At 69.7% G+C, this 13,980-nt stretch carries 12 protein-coding genes; 9 read left to right on the forward strand and 3 right to left on the reverse strand.

The window, feature by feature from the left end; genetic code table 11:
- The first annotated feature begins 9 nt into the window (after positions 1–9).
- The 9 genes from WMF43_RS30965 (at position 10) to WMF43_RS31005 (ending at position 9,488) form a co-directional block, all read left to right on the forward strand.
- Positions 10–708 (forward strand): L-ribulose-5-phosphate 4-epimerase, encoded by a 699-nt coding sequence (locus WMF43_RS30965; protein ID WP_437670192.1) that lies wholly within the window; start codon positions 10–12, stop codon positions 706–708.
- A 111-nt stretch (positions 709–819) separates the two neighbouring features.
- Positions 820–1,758, forward strand: coding sequence for an ABC transporter substrate-binding protein (locus tag WMF43_RS30970; protein ID WP_437684127.1), 939 nt, complete (start codon positions 820–822; stop codon positions 1,756–1,758).
- 65 nt (positions 1,759–1,823) lie between these two features.
- Positions 1,824–3,347, forward strand: a complete 1,524-nt coding sequence (locus WMF43_RS30975; RefSeq protein WP_437670194.1) for a sugar ABC transporter ATP-binding protein — start codon at positions 1,824–1,826, stop codon at positions 3,345–3,347.
- Between the two features lie 59 nt (positions 3,348–3,406).
- Positions 3,407–4,402, forward strand: coding sequence for an ABC transporter permease (locus tag WMF43_RS30980; RefSeq protein WP_437684129.1), 996 nt, complete (start codon positions 3,407–3,409; stop codon positions 4,400–4,402).
- Positions 4,399–5,391 (forward strand): galactofuranose ABC transporter, permease protein YjfF, encoded by a 993-nt coding sequence (gene yjfF, locus WMF43_RS30985; RefSeq protein WP_437670196.1) that lies wholly within the window; start codon positions 4,399–4,401, stop codon positions 5,389–5,391. Before WMF43_RS30980 ends, yjfF begins: the two co-directional genes overlap by 4 nt.
- A gap of 298 nt (positions 5,392–5,689) precedes the next feature.
- The gene (locus WMF43_RS30990) at positions 5,690–6,661 is read left to right on the forward strand and encodes a hypothetical protein (RefSeq protein ID WP_437670198.1); all 972 of its coding nucleotides are present in this window, start codon (positions 5,690–5,692) and stop codon (positions 6,659–6,661) included.
- A 293-nt stretch (positions 6,662–6,954) separates the two neighbouring features.
- Positions 6,955–7,722: a hypothetical protein gene (locus WMF43_RS30995; RefSeq protein ID WP_437670200.1), complete on the forward strand. Its 768-nt coding sequence runs from the start codon at positions 6,955–6,957 to the stop codon at positions 7,720–7,722.
- Positions 7,723–8,052: 330 nt separating this feature from the next.
- Positions 8,053–8,832, forward strand: coding sequence for an endonuclease/exonuclease/phosphatase family protein (locus tag WMF43_RS31000; RefSeq protein ID WP_437670201.1), 780 nt, complete (start codon positions 8,053–8,055; stop codon positions 8,830–8,832).
- Positions 8,808–9,488 carry a hypothetical protein gene (locus tag WMF43_RS31005; RefSeq protein WP_437670203.1) on the forward strand — a complete coding sequence of 227 codons (681 nt, stop codon included), beginning with the start codon at positions 8,808–8,810 and terminating at the stop codon, positions 9,486–9,488. Before WMF43_RS31000 ends, WMF43_RS31005 begins: the two co-directional genes overlap by 25 nt.
- Before the next feature lie 119 nt (positions 9,489–9,607).
- Here WMF43_RS31005 and WMF43_RS31010 read toward each other — a convergent pair whose 3' ends face one another.
- The 3 genes from WMF43_RS31010 to WMF43_RS31020 all read right to left on the reverse strand — a co-directional run bounded on the left by WMF43_RS31010 (position 9,608) and on the right by WMF43_RS31020 (position 13,500).
- Positions 9,608–10,951, reverse strand: a complete 1,344-nt coding sequence (locus WMF43_RS31010; RefSeq protein WP_437670205.1) for a hypothetical protein — start codon at positions 10,949–10,951, stop codon at positions 9,608–9,610.
- A 424-nt stretch (positions 10,952–11,375) separates the two neighbouring features.
- Positions 11,376–12,464 carry a cellulose binding domain-containing protein gene (locus WMF43_RS31015; protein WP_437670207.1) on the reverse strand — a complete coding sequence of 363 codons (1,089 nt, stop codon included), beginning with the start codon at positions 12,462–12,464 and terminating at the stop codon, positions 11,376–11,378.
- Positions 12,465–12,762: 298 nt separating this feature from the next.
- Positions 12,763–13,500 (reverse strand): hypothetical protein, encoded by a 738-nt coding sequence (locus WMF43_RS31020; protein ID WP_437670209.1) that lies wholly within the window; start codon positions 13,498–13,500, stop codon positions 12,763–12,765.
- Between the last annotated feature and the right edge of the window lie 480 nt (positions 13,501–13,980).

The raw sequence follows: 13,980 nt of genomic DNA on the forward strand, positions 1-13,980 counted from the left end.
GGCCCCCACGTGAGCGCGACCTACCGAGAGCTGCGAGAGCGGGCCTGGGCGGCGAACATGGAGATCCCGCGCCGGGGGCTCGCCATCTACACGTTCGGCAACGTCTCCGCGTTCGATCGCGACCGGGGCGTCCTCGCCATCAAGCCGAGCGGCGTCGCGTACGACCGGCTGTCGGTCGACGACATGGTGGTGGTCGACCTGGAGGGGAACGTGGTGGAGGGCCGCCTCCGCCCCTCCTCGGACACCCGGACGCACATCGTCCTCTACGCGAACTTCCGCGGGGTGGGCGGCGTCGTCCACACCCACTCGACCTTCGCGACGAGCTGGGCGCAGGCCGGCACGCCGATCCCGATCTACGGGACGACCCACGCCGATCACCTGGCCGAGGACGTGCCGTGCACCGAGGTGATGCGCGCGGACGCCGTGTCGGGCGACTACGAGACCGAGACCGGCAAGCAGATCCTCGAGTGCTTCAGGGAGCGGAGCCCGCTCCACACGCCGATGGTGCTGGTGGCGGGGCACGGCCCCTTCGCGTGGGGCGAGGACGCCGACAAGGCGGTGTACAATGCGGTGGTGCTCGAGGAGATCGCGCGGATGGCGTTCATCACCCGCACCATCCACCCGGGCGCCGCGCGGCTGCCCGAGGCGCTCGTGCGCAAGCACTTCGACAGGAAGCACGGCAAGGGCGCGTATTACGGCCAGAAGTGACGGCCGGACGTCAGGGAACGAAGGCGAGCGGGCCGTCCGGTGGACGGGACGCGTAAGACAGAGAAAAGGAGCTGCGCCATGAAGAGGAGCCGTGCTTTCGCTGCGGTGGTGATGGTCCTGGCCGCGCTGGCCGTGATCCTGGGGGGGCTGGGCTGCCAGGAAGAGAAGAAGAAGATCACGCTGGGGTTCTCGCAGATCGGCGCGGAGAGCGAGTGGCGGACCGCGAACACCAAGTCGATCGAGGAGGCCGCCAAGGCCGCCGGCATCGAGCTCAAGTTCTCCGACGCGCAGCAGAAGCAGGAGAACCAGCTCAAGGCCATCCGCTCGTTCATCGCCCAGAAGGTGGACGTCATCGCCTTCTCGCCCGTGGTCGAGACCGGCTGGGAGCCCGTCCTGCGTGAGGCCAAGGCGGCCAATATCCCCGTCATCTTGACCGATCGCGCCGTGGACACCAAGGACGAGAGCCTCTGGGTCACCTTCATCGGGTCGGACTTCGTCGAGGAGGGCCGCCGCGCCGCGAAGTGGCTGGTCGAGAAGATGAAGGACCCCCAGGGCACCGTCAACATCGTCGAGCTGCAGGGCACCGTCGGCTCGGCCCCCGCCATCGACCGCAAGAAGGGGTTCGAGGAGGTCCTCAAGGACAAGCCGAACTTCAAGATCATCCGCTCGCAGACGGGCGACTTCACCCGCGCCAAGGGCAAGGAGGTCATGGAGGCGTTCCTCAAGGCGGAGGGCAAGAACATCAACGTCCTCTACGCCCACAACGACGACATGGCGATCGGCGCGATCCAGGCCATCGAGGAGGCCGGCCTCCGCCCCGGCCAGGACATCCTCATCATCTCGATCGACGCGGTGAAGGGCGCGTTCGAGGCGATGATGGCCGGCAAGCTCAACGTGACGGTCGAGTGCAGCCCCCTGCTCGGGCCGCAGCTCATGAGCGCGGTGAACGACCTGAAGGCCGGCAAGACGCTGCCGAAGCGCATCGTGACCGAGGAGGGCGTCTTCCCGATGGAGACCGCCGCCCAGGAGTTCCCGAAGCGCAAGTACTGAGCGCGGTCGGCGGAGCGCGGTCGACGGAGATCTCGGCGCGGAGGCCCGAGAGGAGGACGTGAGCGATGGTCAGCGACGCCGTGCCCGTGCTCGAGATGACGAGGATCTCCAAGGGGTTTCCCGGGGTGCAGGCGCTCCAGTCGGTCGACTTCCGCATGCTGCCCGGCGAGGTGCACGCCCTCATGGGACAGAACGGCGCGGGCAAGTCCACCCTGGTCAAGGTCCTCACCGGCGTGCACCCCGCCGACGGCGGGCACATCCTCCTCGAGGGCCGGGAGATCAGGCCGACGAGCCCGCTCGAGGCGCAGAAGCTCGGCATCAGCGCCGTGTTCCAGGAGGTGAACCTCTGCACCAACCTGTCGGTCGCCGAGAACATCTGCCTCGGCCGCGAGGGGTCGAGCCCCTTCGCCCTCCGGTGGGGGGAGATGCGCCGGAGGGCCGCCGCCGTGCTCGCGGATCTGAACGTTCACATCGACGTCGCCGCGCCGCTCTCGGGCTTCTCGCTGGCCGTCCAGCAGATCGTCGCGATCGCCCGCTCCCTGCTCACCAGCGCCAAGGTCCTCATCCTGGACGAGCCGACCTCGAGCCTCGCCGAGGACGAGGTCAGGCGGCTGTTCTCGGTCATCCGGCGCCTGAAGGCGCAGGGGATGGCGATCCTGTTCATCTCCCACTTCCTCGACCAGCTGTTCGAGATCTCGGACCGGATCACGGTGCTGCGGAACGGCCAGCTGGTCGGCGAGTACCCGATCGCCGAGCTGTCGCGCATGCAGCTCATCACGCACATGGTCGGGCGGGAGGTCGCGGACGAGGGCCCGACCCGGGCCGGGCGCGCCCGGGCGGAGCGGCCGGCGGGCGGGGGCGCGCCGCTCCTGCGGACGCGCGGCCTGGGCAAGAAGGGCTCGGTCCGGGACATCGATCTCTCGGTGATGCCGGGCGAGGAGCTCGGCATCGCGGGCCTCCTCGGCGCCGGAAAGACGGAGACGGCGCGGCTGCTCTTCGGGGTCGACGTGGCGGACGAGGGCACCATCGAGATCGACGGCGCGCCGGCGCGCATCGGCTCGCCGCTCGACGCGATCGCGCGCGGGCTCGGGTTCTGCCCCGAGGACCGGAAGGCCGAGGGCATCCTCGGCGACCTCTCGCTGCGCGAGAACATCGTCGTCGCCCTCCAGGCGAAGCGCGGCATCTTCCGCAACCTGTCCCGGGCCCGACAGGACCACATCGCCAGGAGCTACATCCAGCGGCTCGGCATCGTGGCGGCCGACGCGGAGGTGCCCATCTCCAAGCTGAGCGGCGGCAACCAGCAGAAGGCGCTCCTCGCGCGCTGGCTGGCGACGAACCCGCGCATGCTCCTCCTCGACGAGCCGACCCGCGGCATCGACGTGGCCGCCAAGGGCGAGATCATGGGCCAGGTCATGGACCTCTGCGACCGGGGAATGGCGGTGGTGTTCGTCTCCTCCGAGATGGCCGAGGCGCTGCGCTACGCGGACCGGGTCGTCGTCCTGCGCGACCGGCGCAAGGTGGCGGAGCTCGCCGCGGACGAGGTCGACGAGCAGGCGGTGTACCGGATCATCGCGGGGGGGTACGCGTGAGCGCGATCGCGGCTCCCCTGCGCCGGCTCGCCGGGAGCAGCACCTCCTGGCCGGTGGCGATGCTCGGCCTGCTCCTCCTCTTCAACCTCGTGAACAACCCGGGGTTCTTCGCGGTCACGGTCAAGGACGGCCACCTCTACGGCAGCGTCGTCGACATCCTGAACCGCGCGTCGCCGCTCATGATCATCGCCATGGGGCTCACCCTGGTGATCGCCACCCGCGGGATCGACATCTCGGTCGGCGCGGTCGTCGCCATCTCGGGCGCGGTCGCGGCCGCGCTGATCGGCGGCGAGCTCGTGCTGAGCGGCGGGACCGGCATGGCGGACGTGACCCAGGTCCCGCTGCCGCTCGTCCTCTGCAGCGCGCTGGGCGTGGCGCTGGCGCTCGGCATGTGGAACGGAGCGCTGGTGTCGCTGCTCGGCATGCAGCCGATCATCGCGACCCTGATCCTGCTCGTCACCGGCCGCGGCATCGCCCAGCTCATCACGGGCGGCCAGATCCTGACGATCTACTACAGCCCCTATTACGTCATCGGCAACGGCTTCCTCCTCGGCGTCCCCGTCGCGTTGTTCATCGTGGCGGGCGTGGGCGCCGTGCTCGGGCTCCTGACCCGCAAGACCGCGCTCGGCCTGTTCATCGAGGCCATCGGCATCAACCCGGTCGCCGCGCGGCTCACCGGGATCCGCGCGCGCTCGATCACCTTCGCCTGTTATGCCGTGTGCAGCCTGTGCGCCGGCATCGCCGGGCTCATCGTGAGCTCGAACGTCAAGAGCGCCGACGGCAACAACGCCGGCCTGCTCTTCGAGCTGGACGCCATCCTGGCCGTGGTCCTGGGCGGGACCTCGCTCTCCGGGGGCAAGTTCACGCTGGCGGGGAGCGTCATCGGCGCCCTCACCCTCCAGACGCTCACCACCACGATCTACGCCGCCGGCGTGCCGCCCGAGGTGAACCTGGTGGTGAAGGCGCTCGTCGTGTTCCTGGTCAGCATCCTGCAATCGCGGAAGGTCAGGGATCTGCTTGGAAAGCAGCGGCCCCGGAGGGTGGGCGCGCAATGAGCACCGCCGCCGCGACCGGGCGCGCCTTCCGCGTGAGCCCGAAGCACCTGCCGCTCGTTGTCACCGTCGGCCTGTTCCTGCTCCTGTTCGGGGCCGGGTCGCTCCTGTTCGACGGGTTCTTCTCGCTGCAGGTGTTCCTCAACTTCTTCATCGACAACGCGTTCCTGGCGATCACCGCCGTCGGGATGACGTTCGTCATCCTCTCCGGCGGGATCGACCTCTCGGTCGGCTCGGTCATCGCGCTGACCACGATGGTCTCGGCCTCGCTCGTCGAGAAGCACGGCGTCAGCCCGGCCGTGGTGATCCCGCTCGTCCTGGCCATGGGCGCGGGCATCGGCCTCGTGATGGGGGCGATCATCCAGTACTTCGAGGTCCAGGCCTTCATCGTCACGCTGGCGGGCATGTTCCTGGCCCGGGGGCTTTGTTACCTCATCAGCATCGACTCCATCACCATCACCCATCCCTTCTACGTCGACGTCTCGTCGCACCGCATCCCGTTCCCGTTCGACACCGCGATCACCTGGAACGTGGTCATCGCGCTCTTCGTGTTCGTCGCGGCGCTCTACCTCGCGCACTACACGCGCTTCGGCCGCACGGTCTACGCGATCGGCGGCAGCGAGCAATCCGCGCTGCTCATGGGCCTCCCGGTGCCGAGGACCAAGGTGCTCATCTACACCTTGAGCGGGTTCTGCTCGGCGCTGGCGGGCGTCGTCTTCACGTTCTACATGGCGTCCGGCTACGCGCTGCACGCCGGCGGGATGGAGCTGGACGCCATCGCCGCCGTCGTCATCGGCGGCACCCTGCTGACCGGCGGCTCCGGCACGCTCGTCGGCACGCTGTTCGGCGTGCTCATCTACGGCGCGATCCAGACCCTCATCATGTTCGAGGGCACGCTCAGCTCCTGGTGGACGAAGATCGTCATCGGGCTCCTCCTGCTGTTCTCCTGCCTGCTCCAGCGGGTCTTCGAGCGGCGCGCCCGTCCGGCGTGACACGAGGGGGATAGCAGCAAGCGGGAGGGGCGCTCGGAGGCGTCCTGGGGCGCGGGGGCTTGCCGAGGTGGGCGGCCCCCGAAGGCCGGGGGCGAGCTCGGGCGCGGCGTGATCGTTTGATCCGGTGGCTTGATCGTTCGATCCATCGAGCGACGGGCGGGCTTGCGCGGAGGGACGTGCACCTCGGCGAGCAACACCTCTTCGCCGCAGCGAGGGCGGTGCCTCGCCCGCGGAGGCGGGCGGGACTGCTTGCGGCACGCCACGTGCTCTATCCGGCCACGGAGGAGACGGGCACAGAATGAAAGCGATGACGTGGATGGCGGCGGCGCTGGCGCTCCATGGGATCGGCTGCGTTTCGCTGCCGAAGATGGATGCGACGATGCCGATCGAGATCGACCGTGGGTTCCTCGCGCCGCGGTACAAGCAGGCCGGCCACCCCATTGATCACGGGGACATGGTCGCCAAGCTCAAGCGGGAGCCCTCGGCGGAGCCCGCCGCGAGCCGCGGAGAGGGGCTGCGGGTCTTCTCGTCGATCATGGCGACGGCCGCAGGCGCGCTCATCGGGTGGCCCCTCGGGGAGGCGATCGCCGGCGAGCGCAAGCCCATGTGGGCGCTCGCGGGCGTGGGTGCAGGCGTGTTCGCCGTCAACATCCCCATCGCCATATGGGCCGATAGCAGCATGGATAACGCGGTCGAGGCGTACAACAAGACCCGCACGTCCTCGGACGACACGCCCGCGGAGCCCGAGGTGTCCGCGAAGGACACGCGGGCGCCCGGAGCGCGCGCCGGAAGCGCGCCCCCGTCCGGGCCGCGGGGGGCCTTCGGCTTCGCGTTCGGCGCCTCGAAGGAGGCGAGCGCCGCCGCGTGCCGCCAGGGCGGCCACACGTGGAGCGAGGAGGAGGGCGCCGGGCGCTGCAGCGGCGCTCCGGCCGAGGGGCTCGCCGGCGCCGCGGCGCAGCTCGACTTCACGGGCGACCGGCTCACGGCCGTCGAGCTCGTCATCCGCCCGCCGGACGACGCGCAGGGCTGGGCCGGCGCCTTCCGCGAGACCGAAGCGGCGCTGGTCAGGACGCACGGCAAGCCGGGAGAGCGGACCTTCGTGGTCCCGGACGACTGCAAGGCGGAGGAGCAGTTCCTCGCCTGCGTGGCCGAGGGCAAGGTGACCGGCAGCACGTCGTGGTCGCTCGACGACGGCCGCTCCGTGGTGCTCTCCATCGCTGGCTCCCCGCCGCCGTCGACGATCCGCGTGCGCGCCCGATCCGGGCCGTGACCACGCCGGCGGAGCAAACCTCTTCGCAAGGGAAAGCCCGCAGCAGAGAGACATACACGTCCTCCCGCGCGCCGCGTCGACTACAACGTGGTGGTATACGTTCACCCTGGATGAACGCTGCGCCGACCAGCGACCCCAGGTGGGTGGAGCGCGGCCCTCCGCGCCGAAGAAGGCGATCCACCCCATCTCGCGATGGATGGCGTTGGCCCGGCGATCCAAATCCTGCTTCGCATACCGTGCGCGCCTCGCCATGTCTTATGCTCGGCGGTCCTTTTCATTTCAGGAGGTCCAGCATGGCGAGATCGATGTTTGTGAAGCTCGGGTTCGCGGCGTGTCTCGCGGCGGCGCCGCTGCTGCCGGCGTGTTTCAGCGGCCCGGACGGGACTGAAGACGTGGAGTCCACCGGCCGCGCGAGCATGTCCCTGGTCACGCAGACCAACGGCCGCGTGTACCGGCTGAGCAACGCGATCTTCGCGATCGAAGGGCCGGTCTTCACCTACCTCAGCAGCACGGACGATCCGGACGAGACGAGGCTCACGGCGGCGCTGCCCACGGGCGACTACCTCAGCAGCCTGCAGCCTGGATGGGTCTTGGAGCGCGACGACGGGGGCACGTTCGTGCCCGTGCAGGCGACGCTCGCCTCCGGCAATCCGGTGCCGTTCACCATCTTCGATGGGACCACGACGCAGCTGGTCTATCAATTCCAGACGGACGGCACGATCATCACCATCGGCGACGGCCAGCTGGACATCGCCATCGAGGTGACCGAGGTCGGCGGCGGTGTGTGCACCCCGTTCGGCGCCGGCTGCGCTGCCGGCGAGTGGTGTGTCCCTGGAGAGCTCGCGGATGGGAATCCCTTGTGCTACGGGGCAGGCGAGATCCCCGTCGGCGGGTCCTGCGAGGACCCTTCCCTGGGGTGTGTGACCAACGCGCTCTGCGGAGACCTCGGGACCGGCCTCATCTGCCTCGAGCTCTGTCCGGTGAGCCAGCTCGGAGAGCTGTGCGCGAACGGCGGGCGCTGCAACGAGGTCGGCTACACCGAGTTCGGGATCTGCTTCTGATCGGGGGCCCGCCCCGCCCGGAGCCGGACCAGCGGCGCGACCTGGCCGGGGTCGGGCTGACACGCGAGCGCCGAGCCGCTCACGGAACCACGTAACAGACCGCGCCTTCGTAAGCCTCCCCGAACGCTGCGTATCCGGCGTCGTCGCGCCTCGTCGCGCCGACGTGGTCCGTGAGCGCGCCGCTCCAGCACCTGTGGAGCGGCGCCGTTCCCTGGTACTGTCTCGGGAAGCAGTACGCTTCCACCCGCTCGGCGTGGCCCGTGCGGCGCCATGACGAATGAACACATGGCGCGCGGTCGTCGCGCGCCGGCATGAAGGAAGGAGACCTGTGTGGGAGATCGGATCTACACGAGACGCGAGGTCTCGGACCTCCCTGCCGCTGCAGCGGTCGAGCCAAGCCATCACGTGGTCCTGGTCGGGAGCACCGGCATCGACGTGGACCCCACCCGGAACCACGAGCTCGCCGCGGACTACGACAGCGAACGCCGGATGCAAGGGCCGTCGCTCTTCTCCTCCGACGGTGCGTGGGCCCACCTCCAGGTCCTCGGCGTTCACGGCCAAGACCGGGTCAACTACCCGACGGAACGAGAGCGCGACCACTGGGCCGGCTGTATGCGCCGGACCCTCGCCGGCTTCTGGACCGGAGGTCCGCTCGTCGTCCTCGGCGACATGAACGCGAACCCGTTCCATGACGAGATCACCGGGCGTGAGGGGCTGTACGCGCTCCGCAAGAAGGACGGCGTCGGCATCAGCCGGAAGGTCTCCAACGAGAAGACGCATTCGGTCTCGTTATACAATCCGATGTGGTCGCTGCTCGTGGACGGCGGCGGCGAGGCGCCAGGAACCTACTATTTCCACCGCCGAACGCGCACGGAGCTCCTGTGGCACTGCATCGACCAGATCATCGTCAGCGCGCACCTGGAGCCCCGCCTCGTCGGGAGGCCACGTGTCTGCACCAGCTTGATGGGAGATACAGATATCCCGCTCTTGAACGCCGAGGGCGTGCCTCTCCGCGTCGATGACAAGCCAGTGTACAGCGATCACCTCCCTGTACAGATCCCTATCGACATCAAGAAGGTGGAGTCATGCAGAATTTCCGCGATGCCGTGAAGCAGGCGCTCCGGGGGCAGGCCGTCGACATGAAGACGGAGACCCAGTGGGACGAAGTGCTGCGTGAGTTCGTGACCGGGATCAACGAGTCAGAGCCATTGATCCATGCCTTCGTGCGCCGCGGGGCGGCGCCGTCCGTTCGCCACCTCGTCCTCGCTCCCAAGGGTCGACGTGATCAAGCCCACATCGTGCTTTCGCTCGAAGCGACGCCCAGGGCCGTCGTCGTCCTCTCGGGAGATCGACGCGAGTTCACCGAAGTGGATGACTTCCAAGAATTTCTGATATATTTCGCGGGGCTGGCTGACTTCCGTTCAACACTCAAGACGCTCGGCAAGGTAGCGACCGCCCCGGTCACCGGGTTCCTTCGCTTCGGTCCTGTCACGGATCGGAGTCCATCGCGGGACATCGTGGTCGAGGTCCCCTACCATGAGCAGCATAACCTGGCGGACGCAGCCGAATCGGCTCAGCGGGCGGAGGTCAAGATCTACGTCGACCCCAAGGGGCCGTCGCCGCTGGGCCAGGGGGTGTATGATCCGAAGTATCCGCCGCGCTGGCTGGTCGCCGGCGGCTATGCGCTCGAGATCGAGCACCATAACGCCGAGCTCGGACGGATCATGGTGCGGGGGACGCCCCTGGAGCCGCTCAACGAGGAGTGACGTGGCAGCGTGACAACGAGCGAGCCCCTTTGCTCCGCCGGAGGGCAGCCCGTGAGCGCGGCGGCGAAGCGCGTGAGACGCGGTCGATGAGCCTGCGAGCCGTCGCGCGGGCCGGCGGCTCAGGGCCGCCCGGGCGGGCGCCGCGAGAGCCACGCCGCGAGCGACGGGCGTGTCCTCACCGTGAGGCGCATCGGCTTGATCCCGGCGGGGAAGGCCGCCTCCGCGAGCGCGGGCAGGAGCGCCTCATCGATGTTCTTGAGGGCGACCACGCGCTCCTCCCGCCGCTCGATCCAGAGGAGCTCGCCGTCCTCGGCCCGCCCGAGCCGCGGCTCGCCCTCGTCGATCACCTTGCCGCCGTGGAGCGCCCAGAGCGCCGACTCCACGCCGGCGGCGGCCCCGGCGTCGTCCCAGGCCGAGGCCCAGGCCGCGCCGGTGGCGCCCGTCTGCCGGTCGCGCACGAACAGCGCGCGATCGCCGTCCCAGGTCGCGGCGAGCGCGCGCATGTCGCCGAGATCGGGTGTGCCGTCGAGCGGGTACAGGAGCAGGTAAGAGAGCCACTCGCCCAGCGAATCCGCGCTGATCGGCTCGAGCCGATCCGCGAGGCCGGAAGGCACCTCCTCCAGGCCCACATGCACCTCGGGGTCGTGCCGGTCGAGGGTGAGGATCTGCTGGGTGGTCGCGGGGACACGATCCGAGAAGAGCGCGTCTTCTCGTGACCAGTCGAACGGGAAGGGCTCCTGGGGGAAGGGCTCCTCCGCGCTCGCGCCGGTCAGGTTGTGGGCGCAGTACGCGAACCCGAAGCCGTAGGCGAACGATGGATACTGGACGAACAGGACGGGAACCTCGCTCTCGGCGAGGATCCTCCGCTCGATCTCGAGGAGCCCGCCGATCGTCGGGGCCCAGTCGAGATCGTCCAGATCGCCGCCGTTGTGCTCCTGCTGGAAGAAGCGCGCCTCGGCGAGCATCGCGTCGCCCTCGGCGACCGCCCTCAGCGCGAGCATCGCGTCGCTCGTCGGCGCCGCCCCGAGGAGCGCGCCGAGGTCAAAATGCTGATCCTGAAGCCCGTGCACGTACTCGTGGATGAGGACGCTGTCGTCCACCTCGCCGATGAGCGTGATCGCCTTGTTCTCGGAGGAGTACCAGGCGCCGACCAGGTCGTTCGCGTGGCCGAGGATGCCCCGCAGATCGGCGTCGGCCGCAAAATAGCCGAGCCGGCCGTAGGTGGCGGCGAGCGCGGCGAGCTCCTCCTCCGCGGCCGCCGCTGCGTCCGCCTCCGCCTGCGCGTCGACCTCCTCCCTCGTGACCGTGCGGACCGGCACCTCGCGCTTGAAGGACAGCTCGCGCACGTCTTCGGCGCGCCTGGCGAGCGGGGCCAGGTCCAACTCCCCATCGCCGCAGCCGGTGACCGCGGGAGCTGACGCCAGCAAAAGAACAAGCGCTGATCGCTCGACGAACTGATTCATGCTCTGCCACCTCTGACACCTGTGTGTCGACCTGGGTCCGCGGAGGGATCCGAGCTCCTTCCGCGCTTTTTTGGCGAGCGATCACCATGGTTCGCTTCGGCGGAGCGCGTCAACGCCACGCGCGCCATCGCACGGTTTGTAGTAACCAATCTTACAGATCGAGCGCCAGGCGCTGAGGTTCATCACCTCCTCAGCCGACGGGGCGATGAGACACCCGCCGTGCCACGCGGCGTGAACGTGCTGGTGGAGCCATGCCCCGTCGGGCGAAGAGATCGGTGCGCTCGAGGGCTCGCGGTCGGCGTGAGCCGTCGATACCGGCGTCACGCATCGGCGTCACGCTGGGAGCCGGCGCAGGCGGGCGCGCAGCGCGGCGCCGGAGAGGGCGCGCTGCGCGGCGCCGGAGAGGAGGAGGGTCAGGCGGCTCTCATTCGTCGGGAGCGCCCGCGCAGATCCAGTCGGTGATCGTCTTGATCTCGGTCTCGGCCAGCGGCGTGCCCGGGGGCATCTTGCTCTCGCTGGCGCTGCACAGGTCGACGTTCCTCAGCTTGTTGATGATGTAGCTGCTGCTCGGCATGTACGGCACGACGAGCGCGCGCTCGTCGGAGCAGGCGGCGCTCTGCCGGCCGATGAGCTCGCCGACCGCCGCGCTCGCGCGGAGGTCCAGCCCGGCCGACGGCGCGTCGGGGCTGCCGTGGCAGAACTCGTTCGCGCATCGCCGCGTCAGGATCGGCTCCACGTCGGCGAAGGCCGCGACGTCCGAGCCGCAGGCCGGATCGCCCGGCGGCGCGCCGCCGGCGCCCGTCCCCGTCGTGGTGGTGTCGCCGCCGCCGCCCTCGCCGCCCGAGCCCGCGCTCGTCGTGGTGGTGGTGGTCCCGCCGCCCTCCCCGCCCGTGCCCGCGCTCGTCGTGGTGGTCGTGGTGGTCCCGCCGCCCTCGCCGCCCGAGCCCGCGCTCGTGGTGGTGGTCGTGGTGGTCCCGCCGCCCTCCCCGCCCGTGCCGGCCGTGGTCGTGCCGCCGCCCTCGCCGCCTGCGCCGCCGCCGCCGGTGCCCGGAGCGCCGCCCTCGCCGCCTGCGCCGCTGCTCGCCGAGGAGCTGCTCGCCGAGGAGCTGCTCGTCGTGACCGGGCCTCCGGTCCCGTCGACCGAGACGACCGTCGGCCTCCCGCTCCCGGTGGCGCAGAACCCCCACAGCGTCGAGCCGCCCGGCTGCAGCGTTCCGTTGTAATGCTCATTGATGGCGCGCACCTGCTCGCCCTGCGGCGTGAGGCGCGCGTTCCATGCGTTGTTGATCGTCGAGCCGTTGAGCGCGAGGGCCATGCCCCAGGCGGTGGCCCGGCTGGCGCCCGTGTTCCTCACCGTCACGCTCGCGCAGTACCCGACTCTCCAGTCCGACTGAATGACGATGTCCGCGGCCATCGTGCCGTCCGGGCTGGTCAACCCGGCGCCCAGGGAGTCGCTCTGCTCGTGGCCCGAAGGCGCGGTGCTGCATGCGAGCAGACCGCATGCGAACGACATGGACAGGCAGCCAAGTAAGCGGTGTGTGATCATTAAGATTCTCCAGGTCAGTTCGGCGTCGGCGCAGGGTTCCACTCAAGATGGATAAGTGAATCAGTGTGACGCCCGCGAGCTTCGCCGCTTCAAGGGTTTGAGTTCGTGATTCCCTGCCAGCGCTGATTTGATCACGGCTGTGCCCGCCGTTCTTCTTCGATCGCCCGCGTCTCCGGCGACTTTGTGGTCATCGGAGCGACTCGGGCGCACAGAAGCCTCCTCGGAGAGGGGATTGCGCCGCAGGGCACGCTGAGACGGAAAGCCTTCAATTGTCAGGCGCGCCAGCGCAGATCCAGTCGGTGATAGTCTTGATTTCGGCCTCAGGCAAAGGCGTACCCGGAGGCATCTTGGTCTCTCCGGAACCGCACAGATCGACGTTCTTGAGCTTGTTGAGGAGATAGCTGCTGCTCGGCATGAACGGCACGACGAGCGAGCGACCGCCGGAGCAGGCGGAGCTCCCCTGATTGACGAGCTCGCCGACCGCCGCGCTCGCGCGGAGGTCCAGCCCGGCCGACGGCGCGTCCGGGCTGCCGTGGCAGTACTCGTTCGCGCATCGCAGCGTCAGGATCGGCTCCACATCGGCGAAGGCCGCCGTGTCCGGGCCGCAGGCCGGATCGCCCGGCGGCGCGCCGCCGCCCTCGCCGCCCGTGCCGGCCGTCGTCGTGCCCCCGCCCGCGCCGCCCGTGCCGGCCGTCGTCGTGCCCCCGCCCGTGCCGGCCGTCGTCGTGCCCCCGCCCGTGCCGGCCGTCGTCGTGCCCCCGCCCTCGCCGCCTGCGCCGGTGGTGCCGCCGCCGCCGCCGTCGCCGCCTGCGCCGGTGGTGTTGCCGCCGCCGTCGCCGCCTGCGCCCGTGGTGCTGCCCCCGCCCGTGCCCGCGGTGGTGGTGCCGCCGCCCTCGCCAGCGCTGCTGCTGCTCTGGCCGGAGCCGCTGCCGCTGCTGGTCGCGCTGGAGGCGCCGCCGCCGCCCGTGCCGAGATCGCCGAAGCCTCCGGGCAATTCCCCCAAGCAGGCCGCCGTCGAGAGGCCGACGGCCAGGCAAAATACCAATCTAAGCGGAGTGTTGTGGTGAAGCAAGGTGACCTCGTCATGAAGTTGGCCGCGCGACGCTTCGCCGTGCAAGCAATGAAGGAGAGATTAAAAGCATGCGAACGCAAACGATGCAACGTGCGATGACGGACAAGGCGATCTTGAGCCGACGGCACCACTGCAATGCAATGACATCGCTGAAATATGATGTCCGCCGGACCATGCCATCGCGGCGAGCCAACGTGATCTCCTTCTCCTCTCCTGGGATTGTTGTCGTCTCGACGGTCTTCTCCGCGCCGCCGCAAGAGCTCCGGCGCTGACTGCCCTACGTCGCCCGACATGCGCCGCGAGCGGCATGCGCCACGAGCGGCCGCTCGCGCGCAGCGGCCAGCGGCTAGCGGCCAGCAGCCAAGGAGGCGCGACAGGCCGGCCGAGCGGCGGCGCGCGCGCCGAGGCGAC

This window comes from Sorangium sp. So ce131, assembly GCF_051519095.1.
Taxonomy (GTDB): domain Bacteria; phylum Myxococcota_A; class Polyangia; order Polyangiales; family Polyangiaceae; genus Sorangium.